This is a genomic window from Streptomyces griseosporeus, assembly GCF_014656055.1.
Lineage (GTDB): Bacteria > Actinomycetota > Actinomycetes > Streptomycetales > Streptomycetaceae > Streptomyces > Streptomyces griseosporeus.
Genome location: NZ_BNBR01000004.1, coordinates 536509 through 561298 on the forward strand (window position 1 = coordinate 536509; position 24790 = coordinate 561298).

The following is a 24790-nucleotide window of genomic DNA, read 5'->3' on the forward strand; positions in this document are numbered from 1 at the left end:
CGTAAAGGATTCACGTGGTGTTTCCGTGGGCGAGGTGGCGGGCCGGCCCGACGGCCGTGCGACAGTGCGGTTCCCCTTGTGAACGCGCGGTTCCTGTTCCGGGACACGGAATTCCTGGCGCATTGTTGCTTTATGTTCGTATCGCCCGATTCGATTTTCGCGCGGTGAGCGACGAGTCTGCATGCGTCGACCCCTCACAAAGGAGGCAACAGGATGAGCTGGCTGGTCACGGGCGGGGCCGGATACATCGGCGCGCATGTGGTGCGCGCCATGGTCGAGGGCGGTCAGTCCGTCGTCGTCTACGACGACCTGTCGACCGGCAGCGCCGACCGCGTGCCCTCCGGTGTGCCGCTGGTCGTCGGCAGCGTGCTGGACGCGGAGCCGCTGGAGCGGGCGATCCGTGACCACGGTGTCACCGGGGTCGTGCACATCGCGGCCAAGAAGCAGGTGGGGGAGTCGGTGGAGCGGCCGCTCCACTACTACCGGGAGAACGTCACCGGCCTGCAGACCCTGCTGGAGGTCATGGCCGCCACCGGGGTCGACCGGCTCGTCTTCTCCTCCTCCGCCGCCGTCTACGGCATGCCCGACGTGGACCTCGTCACGGAGGAGACCCCCTGTCTCCCGATGAGCCCCTACGGCGAGACCAAGCTGGTCGGCGAGTGGCTGATCAACGCCGCCGCCCGGGCCCACGGCCTGCGCGCCGCCTCCCTGCGCTACTTCAACGTCGCCGGCGCGGCCGCCCCCGAGCTCGCCGACACCGGCGTCTTCAACCTCGTGCCCATGGTCTTCGAGCGGCTGGAGGCCGGCGAGGCGCCACGCATCTTCGGCGACGACTACGCCACCCCCGACGGCACCTGCGTCCGTGACTACATCCACGTCCAGGACATCGCCTCCGCGCACCTCGCGGCGGCCGTCCGCCTGACCGACGCCGAGCCCGGCACCGCGCTGACCCTCAACGTCGGCCGGGGCGAGGGCAGCTCGGTCCGCGAGATGGTCGACCGCATCCTCAAGGTCACCGGCCGCGAGGACCTCGCCCCGGCCGTCACCGACCGCCGTCCCGGCGACCCGGCCCGCGTCGTCGCCTCCGCGGACCGCATCCGCGAGGAACTGGGCTGGTCGGCCCGGTACGACCTGGACGCGATGATCGACTCCGCCTGGCAGGGGTGGCGGCTGCGGCACGGCTGAGTGCCGCGCGGGGCTGTGGTCCGCGTACATCCGAGTGCCGCGCGGGGCTGTGGTCCGCGTACATCCGAGTGCCGGGCAGGGCTGTGATCCGCGTACGCCTGTGATCCGCGTCGCCTGACGAGGGGCCGCTCCGCTCGCCGAGCGGCCCGCCGTCCGCCGATCGGACCGTTCGGCGTGGGGTGGGTGTCTTCGCGTAGATTTCGGGGCAGGGCAGCCGGACCGGAGTGAGGGGACACGACCAAGGTGGCAGGGGCAAGGCAGGCCGTACGCGAGGCCCGCAGGATCGTCGTCAAGGTGGGCTCCTCCTCACTGACCACCGCGTCGGGCGGACTGGACGCCGACCGAGTCGACGCGCTCGTCGACGTCCTGGCCAAGAGCCGCAGCGGCGGGGAACACGAGATCGTCCTGGTCTCCTCCGGCGCCATCGCCGCCGGCCTGGCCCCGCTGGGCCTGCGCCGCCGCCCCAAGGACCTCGCCCGCCAGCAGGCCGCCGCCAGTGTCGGCCAGGGCCTGCTCGTCGCCCGCTACACCGCCTCCTTCGCCCGCTACGGCGTCCGCGTCGGCCAGATCCTGCTGACCAGCGACGACATGAGCCGGCGGGCCCACCACCGCAACGCCCAGCGCACCCTCGACCAGCTGCTCACCATGGGCGCGCTGCCGATCGTCAACGAGAACGACACCGTCGCCACCGACGAGATCCGCTTCGGCGACAACGACCGTCTCGCCGCCCTCGTCGCCCACCTCGTCCGCGCCGACCTGCTCGTCCTCCTCTCCGACGTGGACGGCGTCTACGACGGCGACCCCAGCAGGCCCGGCACCTCCCGGATAGCGGAGGTGCGCGGCCCGGAGGACCTCGCGCACGTCGAGATCGGCAGCGCGGGCAAGGCCGGTGTCGGCACCGGCGGCATGGTCACCAAGGTCGAGGCCGCCTCCATCGCCGCCGCGGCCGGCATCCCCGTGGTGCTGACCAGCGCCGTCCACGCGGCCGAGGCCCTGTCCGGCGGCGATACCGGCACCTTCTTCCATCCCACCGGCAAGCGTTCCGCCGACCGCCTGCTCTGGCTCCAGCACGCCTCCACCCCGCAGGGCGCCCTCACCCTGGACGACGGCGCCGTCCGCGCGGTGGTCGAGCGGCGCAAGTCGCTGCTGCCCGCCGGCATCGCCGCCGTCGAGGGCGAGTTCAGCGCGGGCGACCCGGTGGAGCTGCGGGACACCACGGGGCGCGCGGTGGCCCGCGGGCTCGTCAACTTCGACGCCAAGGAGATCCCCCGGCTGATCGGCCGCTCGACGCACGAACTGGCACGCGAACTCGGCCCGGAGTACGAACGCGAGGTCGTACACAGGGACGACCTCGTCCTCCTCCACCCGTAAACGGTGTCGAAACCTCCGCTCCCGGTGGGGGACGTTCCGTAAAACCGCCCCGCGAACCGGTACGGCCTGCTCAACTGTGTTCCAGGGGATGTGTTTCAGGCACGCATCCCGTACGGGCACTGGGAGAAGGAGGCCGTCGTGGCCGTCGTGAGACGAGTACGCCCTGGGGCTGCGGCGTCCCGCGCCGGCACGAGCGGGGCGTCCGGCGGCGGCGCGGACCGGGGCGCGCAGGGCGCGCGGGGCGCCCGCGCGGACGGTGAGGAGCGCGTCCTGAGCAGCGTGCCCGCCCCCGACGCCGGGTCCGGCGGCCACGGCACCCCCGAGGACCTGCCGCGTCTGTGGCACGTCACCCTCAGCGTCTCCGGCCGGGAGGTCCCGCTGACGGAGGTGCGGCGCGGCCTGGAGCAGCTCGCGCACGACCACCCGTTCCTGCTGACCAGCCGCTACGCGGGCGACCACGCCGAGATCCGCTACTGGGAGGAGGCCCGCGACCTGCACGACGCCGCCGCCGTCGCGCTGCGCCTGTGGGGCGAGCACCGCCGCACCGCCGGCCTGCCGCCGTGGGAGATCGTCGGCCTGGAGGTCATCGACCGCGAGACCTACCACCAGCGGGTCGCGGAGGGCTACGGCCCGCCACCGGCGGCACCGGTGGGCATCCAGCCCTTCTAGGCCCCTCCTGGTTGTCACAGGTCCGTGCGCGGGTGCCGGGCTTGTCACCCTTTGGGCCGTCTGTCTCGGGGTGTGGGACGAGCGCTGGACGCTCCTGTCCGGCGCACTACCCTTCCCTCATGACCACGCTCTCGCCGTACGACGCCATGTCCCCGGTCACCCAGGCCGCCTACCGTGCCAAGGCCGCCGCCGCGACGCTCGCGCCGGTGCCGCGGGCCGAGAAGGACGACGCGCTGCTCGCCATCGCGGACGCGCTGGAGGTCCGCACGAGCGAGATCGTCGAGGCCAACGCCCTGGACCTGGCCAAGGCCCGCGAGGGCGGCATGAGCGACGGCATGATCGACCGCCTCACGCTCACCCCGGAGCGGGTCCGCGCCATCGCCTCCGACGTGCGCGACGTCGCCGCCCTGCCCGACCCGGTCGGCGCGGTCGTCCGCGGCTCGACCCTGCCCAACGGCATCGACCTGCGCCAGATCCGCGTCCCGCTCGGCGTCGTCGGCATCATCTACGAGGGCCGCCCCAACGTCACCGTCGACGCCGCCGCCCTCTGCCTGAAGTCCGGCAACGCCGTCCTGCTCCGCGGCTCCTCCTCCGCGTACCAGTCGAACACCGCCCTGGTGCGCGTCCTGCGGGACGCCGTCGGCGGCGCCGGGCTGCCCGCCGACGCCATCCAGCTCGTCCCCGGCGAGAGCCGGGACAGCGTCCGCGAGCTGATGCGCGCCCGCGGCCTGGTCGACGTGCTGATCCCGCGCGGCGGCGCCTCGCTGATCAACACCGTCGTCCAGGAGTCCACCGTCCCGGTCATCGAGACCGGCACCGGCAACTGCCACGTCTACGTCGACGCGCAGGCCGACCTCGACATGGCCGTCGACATCCTGATCAACTCCAAGGCCCAGCGGGTCGGCGTCTGCAACGCCGCCGAGACCCTCCTCGTCCACCAGGACATCGCCGCCGAGTTCCTGCCCCGTGCGCTCGACGCCCTCGCCGACGCCGGCGTCACCGTGCACGCCGACGAGCGGGTGATGGCGTACGCCAAGGACTCCCGGGCCACCGTGGTCGAGGCCACGCCCGAGGACTGGGAGACGGAGTACCTGTCGTACGACATCGCCGCCGCCGTCGTCGACTCCCTGGACAAGGCCGTCGAGCACATCCGGCTGTGGACCTCCGGCCACACCGAGGCCATCGTCACCACCTCGCAGCAGGCCGCCCGCCGCTTCACCCAGCTGGTCGACTCGACCACGGTCGCGGTGAACGCCTCCACCCGCTTCACCGACGGCGGCCAGTTCGGCTTCGGCGCGGAGATCGGCATCTCCACGCAGAAGCTGCACGCCCGCGGCCCCATGGGCCTGCCGGAGCTGACCAGCACGAAGTACATCGTCACGGGCGACGGGCACGTACGCCGCTGAAACCATCCGCCCTACCGGCCGGTAGGGCGGATGAATTTCCATACCGTCTGCCCAAATTGACCCCCCAGGTCTACTCTGGATCCGTGCCGGAGGACGTGGGGGGTACGCCGTTCCCTGACGGCTGGGAGCCCGACGACGACCACGACCGCGGGGTGTCGGACGAAGAGTTCGCCTCCGTGGTCTTCGACGAGGCCTTCGTACGCGCGGCCACGGTCCACGAGCCCACCGCCGTCGAACGCCTCCTGGCAGCCGCCCAGGCCAGAGCGGAGGCCTCCGAGGCAGAGGCGGCCCGCCGCACCCGCGCCCGCGGCGAGCGCTACGACGACGGCTACGGCCCCGGCGGTTTCGGCCCGGACCCCGGCTACGACGACTTCGACGACGAGGACGCCGACGACGGCTACCCCTTCGACCGCCGCCACGGCTTCCTGGGCGCGTACGGCCGGCAGACCCGCTGGCACCGGCCCGTCGCCTGGATGCTCGCCCTCGTGATGGGCGTCGGCATGGTCGCGCTCGCCTTCGCCGCCGTCTACCGGGGCGCCTCCGGCGGCAGCCGCGACCGCGTCCCGCCGCCCGCCTCGACCGGGCTGGAACAGGGCACCCCGGCGGCTCCCTCCGCCTCCGCCGACTACTCCCCGCCGGCGGTCTCAGCGGTCCCTCGCACCCCCTGACCCGCCCGCGCCCGGCTGGTGAGAACCTGTCAGAAGTTGTCGTGTACCACGGCGTTTACCGGGGCTCCCCGAGACCTACCCTGAAGGTATGGGCGCGCCTGGAGAGCCACCTGAGGGGACACCCGAGGGAGCCCCCGGTGGTGGTGAGGACGAATACCGATCCGTCGTCTTCGACGAGTCGTTCGTCCGTGCTGCCCGCCTCCAGGAGTACTCCGCCGTGGAGCGGATGGCCGAGCACGCCCCCGCCGTCCGCCGCCGCCCGCCCCTGCACCGGGGTCTGTCCCGGCAGGCACTGGTCCTGGTGCTGCTGATCGCCGTCGCCTTCGGCACCGCGATCTACATGGGCGTACGGCACCCGTACTCCTCGCCGGCGGCCCGGCAGCCCGTCGAGCCCCTGCGCATGACCGTCATCCCGCTCGCCCCCGAGGTCAGGGTGCCCGGCGCCGCCGACGCCGAGTACCTGTTCGCGCACAGTCCGGCCGCCCAGTTCCGCATCGGCGCCGAGGGCATTCCGCTGCCCGCCTCACGGCGCACCGCGCACTTCTCCGACAGCCAGGTCGTCACCGCCCTGACCACCGCCAAGGACTACCTCGTGCGCTCCTCGCTCTACCCCGAGGTGCTCACCGGACAGCAGGTCCGCCCCGTGCGCGTGCTGCTCGACCCGGACCAACTCGACCAGTTCGACGAGAGCTTCACCCACCCGGCCGCCGACGGCCGGCACGCCCCCACCGGCTGGCTGGTCCGCTTCGACCCCGCCCGGGCCGAGCTGGCCGACCGCAAGATCCGCGTCCAGGGCACCCTGCAGGCCGCCGAGACCGACTCCGCCACCCTCGAGGTCACCGCCGACCACACCTTCGTCTACGCCCTGCGCCCGGCCGGCTCCGACGGCACGGACCGCGTCTCCCTGTTCACCGTCCGCCGCGAGCTGCAGTTCCGCTTCGACCGGGAGGACCTGCGCCTGCACCAGGCCCAGCTGGTCGTCTCCTACGTCCAGGCCGGGCCGCTGTCCTGCGCCGAGGACGCCACCAACCACCTGCGCCCGCTGCTCGCCGGCCAGACCGCGAAGAACGGCGGCCCGGCCGGGACCGACCCCTACGCCACGGGCAGCGCGACGGCCCTGTGCGGCACCCTGGCGACGAGCGCGCAGCCGAGGGTGTGAGCGGCGGCGCCACCTGGGCCCGCGCCCGGTGAGCGAGGGCGGTGCCCGGACCGGCGCCCGGTGCCGTAGGTCCTCGTCGTGTCAGTCCTCGTCGCTCGGCCGGTCCGTCGGCGGCCGGTCCGCCGGGGGCTCGTCCGCAGGGCGGTCCTTCGTCGTCGTACCGCCCGAGCCCGCCTGCCCCGCGGACCCCGCGAACCCGGCGAAGCCGCGCCGGACGCGGCCGCCCAGGTCGCCGGCCCCGCCCGCCAGGTCGGTGACCAGCTTCATCAGCGGGTCCTTCGACGTCTTGACGTGGGTGGCGTAGTGCGAGGCCGACTCACGGAAGGAGTCGGAGACCGAGGTGTCCTTGTCCTCGCTGCGCCGCGGGTAGTGGCCGTCCATGATCCGCTGGTAGTCCCGCGACTCCGACCACTTCTTCAGCTCGGCCGCCCGCACCGTGGTGAAGGGGTGCGAGCGCGGCATCACGTTCAGGATCTTCAGCACCGAGTCGCGCAGGTCGCCGCCCGCCTCGTACTCCTCGGCCTGCGCCAGGAACGCGTCCACGTTCATCTCGTGCAGATGGTTGCCGCCCGCGATCTTCATCAGGCCGCGCATCGACGCCCGGAGGTCCTGGCCCACCAGCAGCCCCGCCCGGTCGGCGGACAGCTCAGACTTGCGGAACCACTCCCGCAGCGCCGTCACGATCGCCATGACCGCCAGATTGCCCAGCGGGATCCACGCCACCCGGATGGCGAGGTTCGTCAGGAACAGCAGAACCGTCCGGTACACCGAGTGGCCCGACAGGGCGTGGCCCACCTCGTGCCCGATGACCGCCCGCATCTCCTCCTCGTCGAGCAGCTCGACGAGCCCCGTGGTGACCACGATGATCGGCTCGTCCAGGCCGATGCACATCGCGTTCGGCTGCGGGTCCTGGTTGACGTACATCGGCGGGACCTTCTCCAGGTCCAGGATGTAACAGGCGTCCCGCAGCATGTCGTTGAGGTGCGCGAACTGCTGGTCCGACACCCGCACCGAGTCGGACAGGAACAGCAGCCTGAGGCTCCGCTCGGGCAGCAGCCCGCTCAGCGCCTTGAACACCGTGTCGAACCCGCTCAGCTTGCGCAGCGCCACCAGGGCCGAGCGGTCCGCCGGATGCTCGTACGCACGCGAGGAGATCCCCGGGAAGCGCCTGCGCTGCCTGCTCGGCACCTGCGCGTGCCCGTTGTGCTCGTGGCCGTCGTCGGACATGTGGTCCCCCATGTGCGTCGGTGTGGCCGTCCTGCGGCCCTGTGCGCCCCCGAAGCCGGTCCCAGCCTAGGCGGAGTTACCGTGGACGGGCACCACACCGAAGGAGTCCCGTGCCATGGAGTACAACCCCGCAGCCGCCTGGCTCACCGAGGCCGCGAGCGCTGCCCAGCAACAGGGGTCGGGGTATCTGCTCCGGGTCGTCCTGATCGTGATGGTCGTCGGGTGCGTCCTGACCGCGTGGGTCCTGCTGCGGGGCTACAAGCGGAAGGACGACTGAGCCCCCGGGAAGGTTCCCCGTTGGCGGAGTCGGCGTGATCGCCGACGAGGCGCCCGCTTACGATGGGCCGACGTCTTTATCCCGCCCACACCGGATAGGTCCTGCCGAAGATGAGCTTCCACAGCGCCGCAGCCCAGTTGGTCACCCTTGCCGCCGAGGGCGAGGAGCACGGCGGCAACCACGAGAGCCTCAGCCCCTACGTCACCGGCGGCAGCGCGTTCCTCATCCTGCTGCTCCTGCTGTGGATCACCACCCGCTTCAACCGGGACCGCTGAGCCCGCCCCGGCGGCCCGTCCCGGCCGGTGCCGGGGAACTGGCGGCGAAGGCCCCCAGGCCGGGCCGGTAGGGTCTGCACGCATGGGAGAGCAGGACATGCCTACCGGTCCGGCGCACGACACGGAACAGAGCCCGGCCGCCCCGCCGTACCGCACGGCCGGCGCGGCGGGCCCGCACCACGTCCGGCGGCCGGTGTACGGCCCGGGCAGCGGCCCGTCCGGCGCGGGCAAGCGCCGCCTCGGCGTCATGGGCGGCACCTTCGACCCGATCCACCACGGGCACCTGGTGGCGGCCAGTGAGGTCGCCGCCCAGTTCCACCTGGACGAGGTCGTCTTCGTGCCGACCGGCGAGCCGTGGCAGAAGAGCCACCGCACGGTGTCCCCGGCCGAGGACCGCTACCTGATGACGGTCATCGCGACCGCCGAGAACCCGCAGTTCTCCGTGAGCCGCATCGACATCGACCGCGGCGGCCCCACGTACACCGTCGACACCCTGCGCGACCTGCGCGCCCTCAACCCCGACACCGACCTGTTCTTCATCACCGGAGCCGACGCGCTCGGCCAGATCCTGACCTGGCGGGACACCGAGGAACTCTTCTCCCTCGCGCACTTCATCGGGGTCACCCGGCCCGGACACCACCTCGACGACCCCGGCCTCCCGGAGGGCGGCGTCTCCCTCGTCGAGGTCCCCGCGCTCGCCATCTCCTCCACCGACTGCCGAGCGCGAGTCGCCAAGGGCGACCCCATCTGGTATCTGGTGCCGGACGGAGTCGTGCGCTACATCGACAAGCGCGAGCTGTACCGCGGCGAGTGAGCCGAGAGGGGCTACCGGTGAACGACCGATACGACGCGGGGGCCGCGGGGTACGGGGCCGACCAGTACGAGCTCGTCGGCTACGACGAGTACGGGCAGCCGGTCTACCGGCAGATCCCGGCCCAGCAGGCGCCGCAGCAGCAGCCGTACGACCCTTACGCACAGCAGGGCTACGGCTACGACCCGTACGCGACCGGCCGGCAGCAGCCGGTGCCCCCCTACGACCCCTACGCCACCGGCCACCAGCAGCCCGCCGGCTACGACCCCTACGGCGCCGCCCCCCAGCAGACCGGGTACGACCCCTACGGGCAGGCCGCGACCAGCGGGCAGCAGCCCCGGGTCGCCGAGCAGACGGCCTACATCCCGCAGCAGGCCGGCCCGGCCGGGGAGGACACGTCCGCGGCGCCCGCCGGGGCGGACGAACCGGAGTACCACACCGAGCAGTTCGCCTTCGTCGAGGAGCCCGACCAGGACTCCGAGGACGTCATCGACTGGCTGAAGTTCACCGAGAACCGCACCGAGCGCCGCGAGGAGGCCCGCCGCCGCGCCCGCAGCCGGATCATCGCCCTGCTCGTCGTCCTGGCCCTGGTCGCCGTCGGCGGGGTCGGCTACCTCTGGTACGCCGGGAAGCTGCCGGGCCTGTCCGACTCCGGCACCGACTCCGGCGGCAAGGCCGCCGTCGGCGCCCAGAAACGCGACGTGGTCGTCGTCCACCTGCACGACACCAAGCAGGGCGGCACCTCCACCGCGCTGCTCGTCGACAACACCACCACCAAGCAGGGCACCACCGTCCTGCTGCCCAACGCCCTCGCCCTCACCTCCGACGACGGCACCACCACGACCCTCGCCAAGTCCGTCGAGGACGACGGCTCCGGCGGCACCCGGGACGCGCTGAACTCCGTCCTCGGCACCGACATCCAGGGCACCTGGCGGCTGGACACCCCGTTCCTGCAGAACCTCGTCGACCTCGTCGGCAACATCGAGATCGACACCGACGCCGACGTGCCCGACCCCGACGCCAAGAAGAAGGGCGCCGCCCCCCTCGTCCACAAGGGCGCCGACCAGACCCTCAGCGGCAAGATGGCCGTCGCCTACGCCACCTACCGCGCCTCCGGCGAGTCGCAGAACGCCCAGCTGGAGCGGTTCGGCCAGGTCATGCAGGGCGTGCTGCGCAAGCTGTCCTCCGACCCGCAGGGCGCGACGGTCACCGTGCAGACGCTCGGGCAGATCCTCGACCCGTCCCTGTCCGACAAGGACCTCGGCGCCTTCCTCGCCAAGCTCGCCGACCTCGCCAAGGGCGGCGACTACAAGACCGCCCTGCTGCCCGTGCAGAACGACGGCACCCTGACCGCGCAGGCCAGTGACAGTGTCGTCAAGGACGTCCTCGGCGGCACCGCCAAGAGCCCCGACCAGAGCAGCGCCGTACGCGTCTCCGTGCAGAACGCCAGCGGTGTGCGCGACAACACCGAGAAGGCCCGCGTCGTCCTCCTCAACGGCGGCTTCACCTTCCTGGAGGCAGGCACCGGCACCGCCCGAGGCAGCTCCGAGGTCGTCTACACGGACCCCGCCGACCAGGAGAACGCCACCGAGGTCGCCAAGACCCTGGGCCTGCCCGCCGGCGCCGTCAAGAAGGGCAAGGTCTCCGGGAACGCCGACGTCACCGTGGTCCTCGGCCAGGACTACAAGCCGTCCTCGTCCTAGCCGGGCCGCGTGATCCGTTTATCGCGTGGGGGGTGCACGGCGGTCCGTGAGACCCTGGAGGACAAACGACCGCCGACGGAAAGCCTTGCAGTGACCGCAACCGACCGTTCCCTCGAGCTGATCAACACCGCCGCCCAGGCGGCCGCCGACAAGCTCGCGCACGACATCATCGCCTACGACGTCAGCGACGTGCTGTCGATCACGGACGCCTTCCTGCTGGCCTCCGCACCCAACGACCGCCAGGTCAAGGCCATCGTCGACGAGATCGAGGAGCGCCTGCTGAAGGAGCGCGGCGCCAAGCCGGTGCGCCGCGAAGGCGACCGCGAGGCCCGCTGGGTGCTGCTCGACTACGTCGACATCGTCGTCCACGTCCAGCACAGCGAGGAGCGCGTCTTCTACGCCCTGGAGCGGCTGTGGAAGGACTGCCCCGAGCTGGACCTGCCCGAGGACGCCAAGGCCACCCGCGGCAAGGCCGAGGAGCACGCCAAGCTGCAGGCCGCCGAGGAGGCGGCGGACCTGGGCGGTGAGTGGCGGTGAGCGCCACCGGTGAGGTGAGCACCGGCAAGGCGGGCCGGGGCCGCCGGATCATCCTGTGGCGCCACGGCCAGACCTCCTGGAACGTGGAGCGCCGCTTCCAGGGCACGACCGACGTCGAGCTCACCGAGACGGGCCTCGCCCAGGCCCGGCGCGCCGCCCGGCTGCTCGCCTCGCTGGGGCCCGACGCGATCGTCTCCTCCGACCTGCAGCGGGCCGCGCGCACCGCCGCCGAGCTGGCCTCCCTCACCGGGCTGGACGTCGCCCACGACGAGGCGCTGCGCGAGACGTACGCGGGCGTGTGGCAGGGCCTCACCCACGAGGAGATCGTCGAGCGCTACGGCGAGGAGTACGCCGCCTGGAAGCGGGGCGAGCCGGTGCGCCGCGGCGGCGGCGAACTGGAGAGCGAGGTCGCCGACCGCGCCGCCCCCGTCGTGCTGCGGCACGCCGAGAAGCTGCCCGACGACGGCACCCTCGTCGTCGTCAGCCACGGCGGCACCATCCGCACGACCATCGGCCGTCTCCTCGGCCTGGAGGGCCGGCACTGGGAGAGCCTCGGCGGCCTCTCCAACTGCTGCTGGTCCGTCCTCGGCGAGGGCGCCCGTGGCTGGCGCCTGCTGGAGCACAACGCCGGCACCCTGCCGGAACCGGTGCTCGGCGACGACGACTGACCGTCCCGCGGGCGGCCCGGACCCCGGATTTCACTTTCCGGCAGGTCGCAGGCTAAAGTTCTTCTTGTTCGCCCCGCCGAGCGGGAAGAACGTAAGGGGCTATAGCTCAGTTGGTAGAGCGCCTGCATGGCATGCAGGAGGTCAGGAGTTCAATTCTCCTTAGCTCCACTGATCGACACTCTGTTGAGTTGTCAAAGATCGGTAGTCGATGATCCCGTCCCCTCAGGGGGCGGGATTTTTCGTTGCCCAGACGCTCTCCCTCCGCTCCCGCAGCAGCGCCGTCCGCCGGGCCGTCTCCTCGTCGTCCGGGGTGTAGACCACGATCCGGCACTCCGGCATGCCGTTGACCGACAGCGACAGCGACGTCATCCGCAGCTCCCCGACGTCGACATGCCGGAAGACCTTCACTCGGCGCCCCGGCTGCGCCACATCGCCGCTCGCCCACAGCCGCGCGAACAGCGGGCTGGCCGCCGACAGCCGGCGTATGAAGTCCTCCCAGGCCGGCTCACCGGCATGCAGGCCGTACGCCGCGCGCAGGGTAGCCACCATCACCGGCAGCTCCTGGTCCCGGAAGACCAGCGGGCAGTCCCGCTCGTCCACGGTGAACAGCGTCCACATCGCGTTGCGCGGCAGGCCGGCCGATGGCCGGTCCGGGTAGAACAGCTCCCGGTAGGCGCAGTTGGCGGCCAGGACGTCGTACCGCGAGTTGTAGACCACCGCCGGGCGCGGGTCGAGGGCGTCGATGACGCCCTGGATCTCCGGGCCCACGCTCTGCGCGAGAGCCTCCGGCGCCGGGGAGTAGGGCACCTCGGCCAGGTGGTAGAGATGCTCCCGCTCCGGCGCGTCCAGGCGCAGGGTGCGCGCGACCGCGTCCAGCACCTGCGGCGAGGCGTTGATCGGGCGGCCCTGCTCCAGCCACGTGTACCAGGTCACGCCGACCCCCGAGAGCTGCGCGACCTCCTCCCGGCGCAGGCCCGGTGTCCGGCGTCGCAGTCCGGGCGGCATCCCGACGTCGGCCGGTGTCACCCGGGCGCGCCTGCTGCGCAGAAAGGCGGCCAGCTCCGGTCGGCGCCGCTGGGCCGTCCCCCGTGTAGTCGTCCCCATCGTCACGTCCCCCATCGTCGATGCCCGACTTGTCCCGTGCCAGGTGCTGTCAGTACCAGCATCAGCGGGCACTCGGCACCTGTATCGCGGTGCCGCCAGGCTCGACGGCATGACGGCAACTCCTCAGGCGGAGCCGGGCCTTGCGGCACCCGCTCCCGGACCTGCATCCAGTAAAGACCCCAGCACTGACAATCGCGGCCGACGCCTGCTCGCGCTGGTCCTGGCGGCCCAGTTCATGGCGCTGCTCGACGTCTTCATCGTGAACGTGGCGGCCCCCACGATCGGTTCCGACCTGCACGCCTCCGGCGCCGACCTCCAGCTGGTGATCGCCGGGTACACGATCACCTACTCGGTCCTGATGATCACCGGAGCCCGGCTGGGCGACCGGCTCGGCCACGCCCGGGTCCACCTCGCCGGGCTCGCCCTGTTCACGGCCGCCTCGCTCGCCTGCGGCCTGGCGCAGGGCGCGGACGAACTCATCGTCTTCCGGCTGGTGCAGGGCGCCGGATCGGCGCTGATGATCCCGCAGGTGCTCAGCCTCATCCAGCGCACCTTCACCGGCGAGGGGCGTGCGCGGGCGCTCGGCGTGTACTCGGCGGTCCTCGCCGTGGGCGCCGCGGCCGGGCAGGTGCTCGGCGGGATCCTGGTCGACGCCGACCTGTTCGGCACCGGCTGGCGGCCGGTTTTCCTGGTCAACGTGCCGGTGGGCGTCGTACTGCTGCTGCTCGGGCCGCGGGTCCTGCCGCTCGGCGGCGCGGCGGAGCGCGAGCGGTCGCGCGGGCTCGACGTGCCCGGCCTGCTCCTGCTCGGCGGCGCCGTGTCGCTGCTGACCGTGCCGCTGGTGCTGGGGCAGGAGGAGGACTGGCCGCTGTGGTCCTGGCTGTCGCTGGCCTCGTCCGCCGTCGTCTTCGGGCTGTTCTGCGGCTACGAGTCCCGGCTGGCCCGCCGTGGCGGCGCCCCGCTGATCGCGCCCCGCGTGCTGCGCCACCCCGGCATGGGGCTGTCCGTGCTGCGGATCCTGGCGGCCATGGCCGTCAACGGCGGGTTCCTCTTCGCGCTCACCCTGCACGTCCAGGGCGGCCTCGGCTACAGCGCGCTGCGCGCCGGCCTCACCTTCGCGCCGACCGCGGTCGTCTTCGGCGTGGTCGGCCTGACCTGGCGCCGCTGGCCCGCCTCCTGGCAGCGGGCGCTGATCCCGGCCGGGTTCGTGGTGGCCGCGCTCGGCGTCACGGGCGTCGGGCTGTCCTTCCACGGCGGCGGCGAGGGCGGCGCCGGGCTGTACCTGGCGTTCGCCGGGGTGGGCGTCGGGCTCGCGCTCGGCTTCGGTCCGACGCTCACCCGGGCGCTCGCCACGGTGCGGCCCGAGGACGCGGCCGACGCCAGCGGACTGCTCGCCACGGTCACCCAGCTCGGCCAGCTGATCGGCGTCGCCGCCTTCGGCACACTCTTCCTGAACCGGCTTGAGTCACTCGGGTCCCCGCAGGCGTATACCTCTGCGGAAGCACTTCTCACGTGCACGCTCGCGCTCGCCGCGGCGGCCGCCGTGGGCGCTGTGTCCGGACTGGTACTGAGGCGTCGCTGACCGTATTGGTCCGGCCGTGGCAGAATCAAACGGCCGGAAGGGGGCCGCGACCCGACGGGAGGGAGCAGTGATGCCTGCGAGCATCCTCGAAGAGGTCGGTGACCTCTTCGACGCACGCTGGACACGGGACACGGTGACCCGGCTCAGCTGCCCTTCCTGCGGATCCGCGCATGTCGCCCAGGTCCTCGGTGACAACGGCGGTATCTCCTACGTGTGCACGGCCTGCGGCCACAGCTGGAGCTGAGCGATGGGTGCACACAGGCGGAAGTGCGACTGGTGCGGCAGCGGCACCCCGATCGTGCGGGACATGGAGCCGGTCAACCCCGACTACCAGTACTGGTGCGAGGAATGCGCGCGGGCGCTGATCATAAAGGGCGACCCGATCGAGACGTACCGGGAGCTGGAGGGGGAGCCGATCTACGGCCGGCTCCTGGAGGAGCACTGCACGCTCAAGCGGTTCTACTCGTTCGTGACGGCGTGACGCCCGCCACCGAGAACCGATTTGGTGTTCACCCCCCGGGACCGTGTAATGTTGTCGTCGTCGCCGGGGGAACCGGGCGAAACCGCCGGGGAAACCCGGTGGGGCACAACAAGGGGCTATAGCTCAGTTGGTAGAGCGCCTGCATGGCATGCAGGAGGTCAGGAGTTCAATTCTCCTTAGCTCCACAGAAGTCGAGGGCGGGTCATCCGGACAGGATGGCCCGCCTTCGGCGTTCAGGGATCGTGTACGGCCGGACGGCCCGCCCCGCGCTCGGGGCGGGCCGTCCGGCGTTCCCGCTCAGCGGCCCAGTGCGCGCCGGCCGCGGCCCTGGGAGAGCACCGGCAGGTTGTTGCGTGTCTCGCCCTGCGCGCGCGTGTCCTCCTCGATGCGCAGCGCGAGCGCGGGGCAGCGGCGCACCGCGCGCAGCGCCTTCGCCTCCGCGTACTGGGGCACCTGCGCCTGCGCGACGGTCGGGAAGCCGTCCGCGCCGAGCTGGAAGACCTCGGGAAGGATGTCCGCGCACAGGCCGTGGCCCCGGCACAGCGTCCAGTCGACGTAGATCTTCTGACGGCTGGGGCCGGTCTCCTCGGCCGCTCCGCCGCCCGGAATGCCCGTAGGGGCCCTTCCCCCCTCGAAGAGCGGCAGAACGCCCTCCACGGGCCGTCCGCAGCCGTTTCCGAGGACGTGGGCGGCCAGGTCGTCGGTGAACGCCTTGATGGTCGACTCCAGGAACATCGCGGAGCCGTCCGGGTGCGAGCACGCGCCGCGCCGCTTGACGTTCCTGGCGACCTGCTTGAGCGCCTCCAGCGCGGCCGGACCGCCGCCGTTGAGGATGTCCTCCATGCCGCGCGCGGCGGCCGGCAGACCGAGGTAGCAGGGGCCGCACTGGCCCGCGCTCTCCTCCGCCAGCCACTGCGCCACCCGCAGCGACTCGCCCAGCGGGCAGGTCTCCTGACTGATCGGCAGGATCGCGCCGGCGCCCAGCGAACCGCCCACCGCGTCCAGCGAGTTGCGGGAGACGATCGCCTCGTTCACCGTCGCCGCGTCGATCCACTTGCCGTGGTAGCCGCCGGTCAGCACGCCCTGCGGCACCGGCGGGGCGCCGGCCAGCTGGAGCACGTAGCGCAGCGGCACGCCCGTGGGGACCTCGATCACCATCGGGCGGGCCACCGCGCCGGAGACCGTGAGCATGACGGTGCCGGGTTCGTCGTACAGGCCGGTGTTGCCGTAGCGCTCCGGGCCGATGCGGGCGGCGATCGCCAGCTGGGCGAACGTCTCGGCGTTCGACAGCAGCGTGGGCGCGCCGCCGACGCCGGTGACGGAGGCGCTGATCTTGCGGCCGGGCGGGATGGCCGGGCCGCCGTCGATCGAGCGGATGAGGGAGGCGGCGGCACCGGTGACCATGCGCACCGGATTGCGCTGCACGCGCGCGCGGAGCGCCGATCTGCGTCCGTTGCTCAGGCCGCGTTCGGCGAGCGCGGCCTCCATGGAGCGCTGCGTGGACTCCCGGGTGACCCCCACCACGAGCGTGCGGGCCCCGAGCGCCTCGGCGCACAGCAGGGCGCCGTCCAGGATGAGGTGCGGGGCACGGTTGATGAGGACCGTGTCCTTGCGGCAGGCCGGTTCGTCCTCGCTGCCGTTGACGACGACGACCGGCCGTACGCCGCGGCGGATCGCCGACTCGGCGACCGACCGCAGCTTCTTGTGGAAGGGGAAGCCCGCGCCGCCGCGGCCCCTGAGATTGATGCGCTCGGCGAGCTGCGCGAGCTGCTCGCCGCCCATCGGTTCGAGCGGCCCGTGCACCTTCAGGTGCATGGGCAGATCGAGCCGTTCGACAAGGTCGAAGCCCGACGTGAGCTGGGGAAGGCCGACCACGCGGACTTCGGGGACGTCGGGCAGGGCCTCGTTCACCTATAGCCTCCGGAAGGCATGTTCCAAGGTTCGCCCGAACCCGGGGCGTCGAAGGACGTGCCGGGGAATGGTTCGGTTGCGGGACCGCTGTTGTACGTGTCGTTCTGGTTGTACGTGCCGTAGCCGGGATTCGTCTCACCGGTGTCGTACAGGTCACGTCCGCCGTAGCCGTCGGCGCCCGGATTGCCGTAGGCCGGGATGGTGTATCCCGTGTCGGTCAGCGGGTCGTACGCCGACGGGGGAGCCTCGCCGACCGGCGGCGGGGACGGGATCGGCCAGCTGCCGGAGGCGCCGGCGCCGCTGTCGACGCGCGGGATCGCCTCCGTGGGCTGAAGGTCCAGCGGCACGTCCATGCGCGTGGTGGCGTCGGCGGTGAACTGCTGACCGCCACGCGCGCGTGAGGACACCGCGCGGTATGCGGCGGCGAAACCGGGGGCGGCGGACTGCTCGGGGGCCGGGGTGTCGTACGACGGCGCGGGGGCCTCGGCGTAGGGCGCTGCCGCGAACGGCGCCCCGGGTGCCCCGGCGTAGGGGGCCTCGGTGGGCCGCGGCGGGCGGCGGCCCTCGTAGCCGGGCAGGGCGGAGGCGGTCTCCGCCGTGCGGGACCGGCTCGCGTCGAGGTCGTCGCGGCCCGGCTTCTCCTCGGTTCCGAGGACGGCCATGACCCGGTCGGCGACCCGGCGCTTGACCGGCCGGGGGGCCGCCCGCAGCGCGAGGGCCGCCATGACGCCGAGCAGGGACAGGCCGTACAGGAAGACGAAGATCGGCTTGGCGGCGCGACCCGCGTAGAGTCCGTGGATCAGCGCGGCACACCAGGCCGGGTAGGCCAGCATGTGCATCGCCCGCCAGCGGGCCGCGACGGGCGCCGGGGAGGCGAAGGCGCTGCGCAGCGCCCCGGTCACGCCAACGAAGATCATCAGCAGACCGGCCAGGGAGCCGAGGCCGATCAGCCCGGCGCTGCCGGTGACGCCCAGGGAGAACGGGATCACCGCGGCGATCAGCTGGGTGTGGTCCAGGGCGAGCTTGACGGTGATGTGCAGCAGCAGGAACGCGATGGAGGCGACCGCGGTCGTGCGGTGCACCGCCTGGCCGACGATCCGCTGGCGCGTGTTGAGCAGCAGCCGGTCCTGGGCGACCAGGCCCCAGATCACCGAGCAGCTCAGCGAGACCAGGGAGAGCACGCCCGCGCCGAAGTTCAGGAAGTCGCGGAAGCGGTCACCTCCGACCAGCACGATCACGGGTATGAGCAGCAGAACGACAGCCGACGCCACCCCGTAGGCCGAGCGGCCGGGCCGGGGGAGCGAGCTGGTACTACGACGAGGGTTCATGGGGGCAACTCCGAGCAGTTCGGGTAAGCGGTCCCGCGCCGCACTCTAGGTCGCGCCGTACCGATCAGTACGAGGTTTCAGTTATTGCGTTGTTATCAAAGGACTATGCGGCCGTTGTGTTGTCCCTTAGAGGGTGTTACGCGGAGTAATCCTTGAACTCGGTTCAGCGGTGCGGGTCTGGACGCGTGTGTCGACTAGGCGTACGGAAGTCCTTCGCGGCTTGCTCAAGCGGTGCGGTACTCTGACGCCATGCGTGCCGTACGCCTTCTGCTTAGCGAGCCGCGCTGATCAGTACCGACCACCGGTGAGATGTGGTCGGAATCGGCGCGGCGTCCCCTCCTGTGCGAGGGGATTTTTCGTTTCTTGAGTGAAGCGCAGGCAGAGACGATCGATGGAGCTTTGAGGATCATGAGCGAGACGAACCCCGCTGCCGCTTCGGAGGTGGCCGCGCCGCACCGCTACACGGCCGCCATGGCCGCCGAGATCGAGGCACGCTGGCAGGACTTCTGGGACGCCGAGGGCACCTATGCCGCGCCCAACCCCAAGGGTGACCTGGCGGGCGACGCCGAGCTGGTCGCCAAGCCCAAGAAGTTCATCATGGACATGTTCCCGTACCCCTCGGGCGCGGGCCTCCATGTCGGCCACCCCCTGGGCTACATCGCCACCGACGTCTTCGCCCGCTTCCAGCGGATGACCGGCCACAACGTCCTGCACACCCTGGGCTTCGACGCCTTCGGCCTGCCCGCCGAGCAGTACGCCGTGCAGACCGGCACGCACCCGCGCGTGTCCACCGAGGCCAACATCGAGAACATGAAGGCCCAGCTGCGCCGGCTGGGCCTGGGCCACGACAAGCGCCGGTCCTTCGCCACGATCGACCCGGACTACTACAAGTGGACCCAGTGGATCTTCCTGCAGATCTTCAACTCCTGGTACGACGACGAGGCCGGGAAGGCCCGCCCCATCGCCGAGCTGATCGCCCGGTTCGAGTCCGGTGAGCGCCCCGTCCCGGGCACCACGCGCGCGTGGAGCGAACTGAGCGCCGCCGAGCGCGCCGACGTCCTGGGCGAGTACCGCCTGGCCTACGCCTCCGACGCGCCGGTCAACTGGTGCCCCGGCCTGGGCACCGTGCTGGCCAACGAGGAGGTCACCGCCGACGGCCGCTCCGAGCGCGGCAACTACCCGGTCTTCAAGGCCAAGCTGCGCCAGTGGAACATGCGCATCACCGCCTACGCCGACCGGCTGCTGGAGGACCTGGAGGAGCTGGACTGGCCCGAGGCCATCAAGCTGCAGCAGCGCAACTGGATCGGCCGCTCCGAGGGCGCCCGCGTCGACTTCCCGATCGACGGCGAGAAGATCACCGTCTTCACCACCCGCCCCGACACCCTGTTCGGCGCGACCTACATGGTGCTGGCCCCCGAGCACCCGCTGGTCGACAAGTTCACCCCGGCCGCCTGGCCGGAGGGCACCCACGACGTGTGGACCGGCGGCCACGCCACCCCCGCCGAGGCCGTCGCCGCCTACCGCGCGCAGGCCGCCGCCAAGTCCGACGTCGAGCGGCAGGCCGAGGCCAAGGACAAGACCGGTGTCTTCACCGGCGCGTTCGCCACCAACCCGGTCAACGGCGAGCGCATCCCCGTCTTCATCGCCGACTACGTCCTGATGGGCTACGGCACCGGCGCGATCATGGCCGTCCCCGCCCACGACACCCGCGACTTCGCCTTCGCCCGCGCCTTCGAACTGCCGATCCGCTGCGTGGTCGAGCCGAACGACGACCGCGGCACCGACCCGTCCACCTGGGACGACGCGTTCGCCTCCTACGACGCCAAGATCATCAACTCGGCCGGCGACGGCGTCTCCCTGGACGGCCTGGGCGTCACCGAGGCCAAGGCGCGCATCACCGAGTGGCTGGAGTCCCACGGCATCGGCGAGGGCACCGTCAACTTCCGCCTGCGCGACTGGCTGTTCAGCCGCCAGCGCTACTGGGGCGAGCCCTTCCCCATCGTCTACGACGAGGACGGCATCGCCCACGCGCTGCCCGAGTCGATGCTGCCGCTGGAACTGCCCGAGGTCGAGGACTACAGCCCGCGCACCTTCGACCCGGACGACGCCGACACCCAGCCCGAGACGCCGCTGTCGCGCAACGAGGAGTGGGTCAACGTCACCCTGGACCTGGGCGACGGGCCGAAGAAGTACCGGCGTGAGACCAACACCATGCCCAACTGGGCCGGCTCCTGCTGGTACGAGTTCCGTTACCTGGACCCGCACAACGGCGAGCGGCTGGTCGACCCCGAGATCGAGCAGTACTGGATGGGCCCGCGCGAGGGCCGGCCGCACGGCGGTGTCGACCTGTACGTCGGCGGCGCCGAGCACGCCGTGCTGCACCTGCTGTACGCGCGCTTCTGGTCCAAGGTCCTGTACGACCTGGGGCACGTCTCCTCCGCGGAGCCGTTCCACAAGCTGTTCAACCAGGGCATGATCCAGGCCTACGTCTACCGCGACAGCCGCGGCATCGCCGTGCCCGCCGCCGAGGTCGAGGAGCGCGACGGCGCCTACTGGTACCAGGGCGAGAAGGTCACCCGCCTGCTGGGCAAGATGGGCAAGTCCCTGAAGAACGCGGTGACCCCGGACGAGATCTGCGCCGAGTACGGCGCCGACACGCTGCGCCTGTACGAGATGGCCATGGGCCCGCTGGACGTCTCCCGCCCCTGGGACACGCGCGCGGTGGTCGGCCAGTTCCGGCTGCTGCAGCGGCTGTGGCGCAACATCGTCGACGAGGCCACCGGCGAGGTCACCGTCACCGACGCCGAGCCCGACGAGGACACGCTGCGCGCCCTGCACAAGGCGATCGACGGCGTCCGCGGCGACCTGGAGGGCATGCGGTTCAACACCGCCATCGCCAAGGTCACCGAGCTGAACAACCACCTGACCAAGGCGGGCGGCCCGGTGCCGCGGCCGGTGGCCGAGGCGCTGGTGCTGATGGTCGCGCCGCTGGCCCCGCACATCGCCGAGGAACTGTGGCGCAAGCTGGGGCACACCGACTCCGTCGTCCACCAGGACTTCCCGGTCGCCGACCCGGCGTACGTCGTCGACGAGACCGTGACCTGCGTCGTGCAGATCAAGGGCAAGGTCAAGGCGCGTCTGGAGGTGCCGCCGGCCATCTCCGAGGAGGAGCTGGAGAAGGTGGCGCTGGCCGACGAGAAGGTCGTCGCGGCCCTGGGCGGCGCCGGCATCCGCAAGGTGATCGTGCGGGCGCCGAAGCTGGTCAACATCGTCCCGGCGTAAGGGCCGGCCCGGGCGGCCACGGCACGCGCCGTCCGCCTCCGGGTGATCCCCTACGGGCAGGTTCGGGGTTTTTCTGGAACTCCGGGCCTGCCCGTTGCGTTTACCGTGGAAGAGCGGCGCGGCGTGTGCCGCGGTCCGGAGGAGGAGAGCCGTGGAAGCAGTTGTCGCCGTCTTCGCCCTGCTCTTCGTCCTCTTCCTGGGCCTCGGCGCGTACGCCACGGTCAAGGCGATCGGCGCCGCCAAGCGCGGTGTGGACCGCACCCTGACCCAGGCCCGCCGCACCGTCGAGGACCACACGCTGCGCGCCAAGTCGTTCGCCCAGCCCGGCCCCGTGGGCGAGATCGCCCAGCTCCGGCTCAAGCTGCGCACCTCCATGCGCGCCACCCAGGACGCGCTGCACGCGGGCGTGGCCGGTGACGAGTCCCTGAAGGAGTCCCTGGGCCTGTTCGAGCGGCTCAGTGCGCACGGCCACGAACTCGACGACGAGCTCAAGCGCCTGGAGTCCGAGCCGGACCGCGCGGCGCTCGCCGAGCGGCTGCCCGAGCTGCGCGAGCGCACCGAACGCATCACGCACTCGGCGGACTCGCTGCGCTGGGCGGCCCGTGACCGGGCCCGCCGCTTCGCCGACGACGACCTGGAGGCCCTGAGCGCCCAGATCGACGTGGAGGCCGGCGCCCTGCGCCACTGGACCACGGCCGAGCAGCCACCTCCGTCGTGGCCCGAGGCACCGCCCGCCGACGCGGCCACGGGACACCGCACCAGCTCCGAGGCCACCCGGCCGCACACCGAGGAAACCGCGGGCCGGCCCGCCATCACCCCGCCGACACCGCGGCAGACCTATTCCTGGCAGAAGAAGCCCCGGCCCGAGAGCACGACATGATCGCGCCACAGCCGGCCCGGGTCAGCGGGGTCGGACTGCCGCACACGCGCTACGCCAGGTAACCTCCAGCTCATGTCCCGCCATGTCGCGATCGTCACCGATTCAACGGCCTACCTGCCGCCGCGGACGATGGAGCGCCACGGCATCACAGCGGTGCCCCTGACCGTGGTACTCGGCGACCGGGCACTCGAAGAGGGCACCGAGATCTCGACCCGCTCGCTGGCCCAGGCGCTGCAGAAGCGACGCCCCGTCACCACCTCGCGGCCCAGCCCGCAGCAGTTCGCGGACACCTACCGCAAGGTCGCCGAGTCCGGCGCCACCGGCATCGTCTCCCTGCATCTGTCGGCCGAGCTGTCCGGAACCTACGACGCCGCCGTCGCCGCCGCCCGCGAGGCTCCGGTGCCCGTGCGGGTGGTCGATACCGGGATGATCGCCATGGCCCTCGGCTTCTGCGCGCTCGCCGCCGCCGAGACCGCGGAGACCGGCGGCACGCTCGACGAGGCGGTCACCGCCGCGGAGAAGCGCGCCTCGGGCACCTTCGCCTACTTTTACGTCGACACCCTGGACTATCTGCGCCGCGGCGGCCGGATCGGGGCGGCGCAGGCACTGCTCGGCTCGGCACTCGCGGTGAAACCCCTGCTGCAACTCGAAGGCGGCCGGATCGGGCCGCTGGAGAAGGTCCGTACGGCATCCCGGGCGATCGCCCGCCTGGAGGAGCTGGTGGCCGAGCGGGCCGGCGGCGCCCCCGTCGACATCGCCGTCCACCACCTCGCCGCCCCGGAACGCGCCGCGGCCCTCGCGGACCGGCTGCGGGCGCGGGTGCCGGGGCTGGCCGACCTGCATGTGAGCGAGGTCGGTGCGGTGATCGGGGCGCACACGGGGCCCGGGCTGCTGGGAGTTGTCGTCTCGCCGCGGTGAGACGGTGGCCGGGAGTCGTCCTCTCGCCGCGGTGACACGGACGCCGGTTCACCCGTACGGGTGGCGAAGTTATCCACAACTGGGCGGCTGTCCCCGGGAATTGAGCAAGATCATCGCGGATTGACGAAGTGCCGGATCCTCGTGGCATGGCACTTCGATCACGTTCACGCACAGCAGCGGCCACCAGCGGGCCGGGCCGGTTCCCCGCCTCCGACAGCCGCGTACGCCACCGGCGCCCTCGCATCCGGGCCGGCGCCCGGCAGCGGCAGGCGTCGGCCGAGGAGCTGCGGCGACGCGCGGAGGTGCTCTTCGCGCCGGGGCCGCAGGAGGGCCAACGCAGCGAAAGGTGGCGGGAGTCGGGCGCGGGCCCGCCTCCCGTCGAGCCACGGCCGTCGAGCGAGCCAGGGGCGGAGCCCCAGGTCGGGGCTGCCGGGACGGCTCCGGCCGGCCGCGCGGAGGGTGCCTGGCGGGCACGGGTCGGCCTGGCCGTCCGGGAGCGCATGCCGCTGTGGCTGCAGACCCGGTGCGGGCTGGAGCGACGAAGCGTGGTCGCGCTGACCGTGCTGCTGGTCGTCGCCGTGGGCTTCGCGGTGCAGCACTTCTGGAGCGGACGGACGCAGTCGGTGCAGGCGCCCGATGTGGTGCGGGCGGCGGCGCCCTACGGGGAGGAGGAAGCTGAGGGGTCCGACGGTGCAGGTGGCGCTGGCGGGGCTGGTGGCTCGCGCACCGGCGACGAGGCCGGGGCGGGGGCGGTTGCCGTCGGTGCGGTCGGGGGTGCGGGCGCCCCAGGGGTCGCCGCTTCCGCCGGTGCGGAGATCGTCGTGGACGTCAGCGGCAAGGTACGGCACCCCGGAATCCACCGTCTGCCGGCGGGCTCCCGGGTGGCGGACGCGCTGGAGGCGGCCGGCGGGGTGAAGCCCGGTACGGATGTGACGAGCCTCAACCGGGCCCGCTTCCTGGTGGACGGCGAGCAGGTGGTCGTCGGGGTTCCGGCCGTCGGCGGCGGGGCGGGCGCGCCGGCGGGCGGGGCGATGGCGGGACCGGCGAGCGGTGGCGCGGCGGCCGGGCCCTCGGTGCCCGTGTCCCTCAACACGGCCACCGTGGAGCAGCTCGACACGCTGCCCGGTGTGGGACCGGTGCTGGCACAGCACATCGTCGACTACCGCACCGAGCACGGCGGCTTCCGCTCGGTGGACGAACTGCGCGAGGTCAACGGCATCGGCGACCGCCGCTTCGCCGACCTGCGCAACCTGGTGCGGCCGTGAGCCGGGCCGGGCCCGAGGGGCCGGACCCGGGGCGGGGGACCATGGCACCGCGAAAGGAGGAGGAGCCCTCAGACCTGCACCAG

The 24790-nt window shown here is 72.2% G+C and carries 23 protein-coding genes and 2 tRNA genes; 21 read left to right on the plus strand and 4 right to left on the minus strand.

All coding sequences use genetic code 11. The features are described 5' to 3' along the window. The first annotated feature begins 213 nt into the window (after positions 1-213). The 6 genes from galE to IE308_RS21410 all read left to right on the plus strand — a co-directional run bounded on the left by galE (position 214) and on the right by IE308_RS21410 (position 6458). Positions 214-1185 carry a UDP-glucose 4-epimerase GalE gene (gene galE, locus IE308_RS21385; protein ID WP_190219163.1) on the plus strand — a complete coding sequence of 324 codons (972 nt, stop codon included), beginning with the start codon at positions 214-216 and terminating at the stop codon, positions 1183-1185. Positions 1186-1428: 243 nt separating this feature from the next. Continuing rightward, positions 1429-2556 (plus strand): glutamate 5-kinase, encoded by a 1128-nt coding sequence (proB, locus tag IE308_RS21390; protein ID WP_190219164.1) that lies wholly within the window; start codon positions 1429-1431, stop codon positions 2554-2556. 147 nt (positions 2557-2703) lie between these two features. After that, positions 2704-3225 carry a DUF8830 family protein gene (locus IE308_RS21395; RefSeq protein ID WP_110636450.1) on the plus strand — a complete coding sequence of 174 codons (522 nt, stop codon included), beginning with the start codon at positions 2704-2706 and terminating at the stop codon, positions 3223-3225. A 119-nt stretch (positions 3226-3344) separates the two neighbouring features. Next, positions 3345-4631: a glutamate-5-semialdehyde dehydrogenase gene (locus IE308_RS21400; protein ID WP_190219165.1), complete on the plus strand. Its 1287-nt coding sequence runs from the start codon at positions 3345-3347 to the stop codon at positions 4629-4631. A gap of 83 nt (positions 4632-4714) precedes the next feature. Further along, complete coding sequence (locus IE308_RS21405; protein WP_162655508.1) at positions 4715-5299, plus strand: SCO2584 family spore wall biosynthesis protein; 585 nt, start codon at positions 4715-4717, stop codon at positions 5297-5299. A gap of 88 nt (positions 5300-5387) precedes the next feature. Then, positions 5388-6458, plus strand: a complete 1071-nt coding sequence (locus tag IE308_RS21410) for an SCO2583 family membrane protein (protein WP_190219166.1) — start codon at positions 5388-5390, stop codon at positions 6456-6458. Between the two features lie 81 nt (positions 6459-6539). On the opposite strand, the gene IE308_RS21415 is transcribed toward IE308_RS21410, so the two are convergent. Beyond that, positions 6540-7685 (minus strand): M48 family metallopeptidase, encoded by a 1146-nt coding sequence (locus IE308_RS21415; protein ID WP_190219167.1) that lies wholly within the window; start codon positions 7683-7685, stop codon positions 6540-6542. Between the two features lie 115 nt (positions 7686-7800). On the opposite strand from IE308_RS21415, the gene IE308_RS21420 reads away from it, so the two are divergent. The 7 genes from IE308_RS21420 to IE308_RS21450 all read left to right on the plus strand — a co-directional run bounded on the left by IE308_RS21420 (position 7801) and on the right by IE308_RS21450 (position 12124). Further along, positions 7801-7962 (plus strand): hypothetical protein, encoded by a 162-nt coding sequence (locus IE308_RS21420; RefSeq protein WP_110628133.1) that lies wholly within the window; start codon positions 7801-7803, stop codon positions 7960-7962. Positions 7963-8072: 110 nt separating this feature from the next. Next, positions 8073-8237, plus strand: coding sequence for a hypothetical protein (locus IE308_RS21425; RefSeq protein WP_110628132.1), 165 nt, complete (start codon positions 8073-8075; stop codon positions 8235-8237). Between the two features lie 82 nt (positions 8238-8319). Continuing rightward, a complete protein-coding gene (nadD, locus tag IE308_RS21430) occupies positions 8320-9051 on the plus strand; it encodes a nicotinate-nucleotide adenylyltransferase (protein WP_110628131.1) in 732 nt (243 codons plus the stop codon). A 17-nt stretch (positions 9052-9068) separates the two neighbouring features. Then, positions 9069-10751 carry an LCP family protein gene (locus tag IE308_RS21435; protein ID WP_190219168.1) on the plus strand — a complete coding sequence of 561 codons (1683 nt, stop codon included), beginning with the start codon at positions 9069-9071 and terminating at the stop codon, positions 10749-10751. 90 nt (positions 10752-10841) lie between these two features. Then, positions 10842-11288, plus strand: coding sequence for a ribosome silencing factor (gene rsfS / locus IE308_RS21440; protein WP_110628129.1), 447 nt, complete (start codon positions 10842-10844; stop codon positions 11286-11288). Then, complete coding sequence (locus tag IE308_RS21445; RefSeq protein WP_110628128.1) at positions 11279-11956, plus strand: histidine phosphatase family protein; 678 nt, start codon at positions 11279-11281, stop codon at positions 11954-11956. The genes rsfS and IE308_RS21445 overlap by 10 nt, the downstream gene beginning before the upstream one ends. Positions 11957-12051: 95 nt before the next feature. Beyond that, a tRNA-Ala gene (locus tag IE308_RS21450) sits at positions 12052-12124 on the plus strand. Positions 12125-12178: 54 nt separating this feature from the next. On the opposite strand, the gene IE308_RS21455 is transcribed toward IE308_RS21450, so the two are convergent. Next, complete coding sequence (locus IE308_RS21455) at positions 12179-13060, minus strand: helix-turn-helix transcriptional regulator (protein ID WP_229908983.1); 882 nt, start codon at positions 13058-13060, stop codon at positions 12179-12181. A gap of 109 nt (positions 13061-13169) precedes the next feature. On the opposite strand from IE308_RS21455, the gene IE308_RS21460 reads away from it, so the two are divergent. The 4 genes from IE308_RS21460 to IE308_RS21475 all read left to right on the plus strand — a co-directional run bounded on the left by IE308_RS21460 (position 13170) and on the right by IE308_RS21475 (position 15308). Further along, complete coding sequence (locus IE308_RS21460) at positions 13170-14642, plus strand: MFS transporter (protein WP_190219169.1); 1473 nt, start codon at positions 13170-13172, stop codon at positions 14640-14642. A gap of 70 nt (positions 14643-14712) precedes the next feature. After that, positions 14713-14886: a hypothetical protein gene (locus IE308_RS21465; protein ID WP_110628126.1), complete on the plus strand. Its 174-nt coding sequence runs from the start codon at positions 14713-14715 to the stop codon at positions 14884-14886. 3 nt (positions 14887-14889) lie between these two features. Then, positions 14890-15123, plus strand: a complete 234-nt coding sequence (locus tag IE308_RS21470; protein WP_003976229.1) for a hypothetical protein — start codon at positions 14890-14892, stop codon at positions 15121-15123. A gap of 112 nt (positions 15124-15235) precedes the next feature. Continuing rightward, a tRNA-Ala gene (locus tag IE308_RS21475) sits at positions 15236-15308 on the plus strand. 112 nt (positions 15309-15420) lie between these two features. Here the strand turns inward: IE308_RS21475 and IE308_RS21480 are convergent. Together IE308_RS21480 and IE308_RS21485 are read right to left on the minus strand one after the other, a co-directional pair. Then, positions 15421-17034 (minus strand): NADH-quinone oxidoreductase subunit NuoF family protein, encoded by a 1614-nt coding sequence (locus IE308_RS21480; protein ID WP_190219170.1) that lies wholly within the window; start codon positions 17032-17034, stop codon positions 15421-15423. Continuing rightward, positions 17031-18362 (minus strand): ferric reductase-like transmembrane domain-containing protein, encoded by a 1332-nt coding sequence (locus IE308_RS21485; RefSeq protein ID WP_190219171.1) that lies wholly within the window; start codon positions 18360-18362, stop codon positions 17031-17033. Before IE308_RS21485 ends, IE308_RS21480 begins: the two co-directional genes overlap by 4 nt. 408 nt (positions 18363-18770) lie before the next feature. Here IE308_RS21485 and leuS point away from each other — a divergent pair, with 408 nt between their 5' ends. The 4 genes from leuS to IE308_RS21505 all read left to right on the plus strand — a co-directional run bounded on the left by leuS (position 18771) and on the right by IE308_RS21505 (position 24707). Further along, complete coding sequence (gene leuS, locus IE308_RS21490) at positions 18771-21644, plus strand: leucine--tRNA ligase (protein ID WP_190219172.1); 2874 nt, start codon at positions 18771-18773, stop codon at positions 21642-21644. A 151-nt stretch (positions 21645-21795) separates the two neighbouring features. Continuing rightward, a complete protein-coding gene (locus IE308_RS21495; RefSeq protein WP_190219173.1) occupies positions 21796-22524 on the plus strand; it encodes a hypothetical protein in 729 nt (242 codons plus the stop codon). Positions 22525-22596: 72 nt separating this feature from the next. Further along, the gene (locus IE308_RS21500; protein WP_110628121.1) at positions 22597-23442 is read left to right on the plus strand and encodes a DegV family protein; all 846 of its coding nucleotides are present in this window, start codon (positions 22597-22599) and stop codon (positions 23440-23442) included. Between the two features lie 146 nt (positions 23443-23588). Further along, positions 23589-24707, plus strand: a complete 1119-nt coding sequence (locus IE308_RS21505) for a ComEA family DNA-binding protein (RefSeq protein WP_190219174.1) — start codon at positions 23589-23591, stop codon at positions 24705-24707. Positions 24708-24790: the final 83 nt, after the last annotated feature.

Coding starts and splice junctions, on each gene's coding strand:
- galE (WP_190219163.1), top strand. CDS start 214: ATGAGCTGGCTGGTCACGGGCGGGGCCGGATACATCGGCGCGCATGTG.
- IE308_RS21400 (WP_190219165.1), top strand. CDS start 3,345: ATGACCACGCTCTCGCCGTACGACGCCATGTCCCCGGTCACCCAGGCC.
- IE308_RS21410 (WP_190219166.1), top strand. CDS start 5,388: ATGGGCGCGCCTGGAGAGCCACCTGAGGGGACACCCGAGGGAGCCCCC.
- IE308_RS21415 (WP_190219167.1), bottom strand. CDS start 7,685: ATGTCCGACGACGGCCACGAGCACAACGGGCACGCGCAGGTGCCGAGC.
- IE308_RS21420 (WP_110628133.1), top strand. CDS start 7,801: ATGGAGTACAACCCCGCAGCCGCCTGGCTCACCGAGGCCGCGAGCGCT.
- IE308_RS21425 (WP_110628132.1), top strand. CDS start 8,073: ATGAGCTTCCACAGCGCCGCAGCCCAGTTGGTCACCCTTGCCGCCGAG.
- nadD (WP_110628131.1), top strand. CDS start 8,320: ATGGGAGAGCAGGACATGCCTACCGGTCCGGCGCACGACACGGAACAG.
- IE308_RS21455 (WP_229908983.1), bottom strand. CDS start 13,060: ATGGGGACGACTACACGGGGGACGGCCCAGCGGCGCCGACCGGAGCTG.
- IE308_RS21460 (WP_190219169.1), top strand. CDS start 13,170: ATGACGGCAACTCCTCAGGCGGAGCCGGGCCTTGCGGCACCCGCTCCC.
- IE308_RS21465 (WP_110628126.1), top strand. CDS start 14,713: ATGCCTGCGAGCATCCTCGAAGAGGTCGGTGACCTCTTCGACGCACGC.
- IE308_RS21470 (WP_003976229.1), top strand. CDS start 14,890: ATGGGTGCACACAGGCGGAAGTGCGACTGGTGCGGCAGCGGCACCCCG.
- IE308_RS21485 (WP_190219171.1), bottom strand. CDS start 18,362: ATGAACCCTCGTCGTAGTACCAGCTCGCTCCCCCGGCCCGGCCGCTCG.
- leuS (WP_190219172.1), top strand. CDS start 18,771: ATGAGCGAGACGAACCCCGCTGCCGCTTCGGAGGTGGCCGCGCCGCAC.
- IE308_RS21500 (WP_110628121.1), top strand. CDS start 22,597: ATGTCCCGCCATGTCGCGATCGTCACCGATTCAACGGCCTACCTGCCG.
- IE308_RS21505 (WP_190219174.1), top strand. CDS start 23,589: ATGGCACTTCGATCACGTTCACGCACAGCAGCGGCCACCAGCGGGCCG.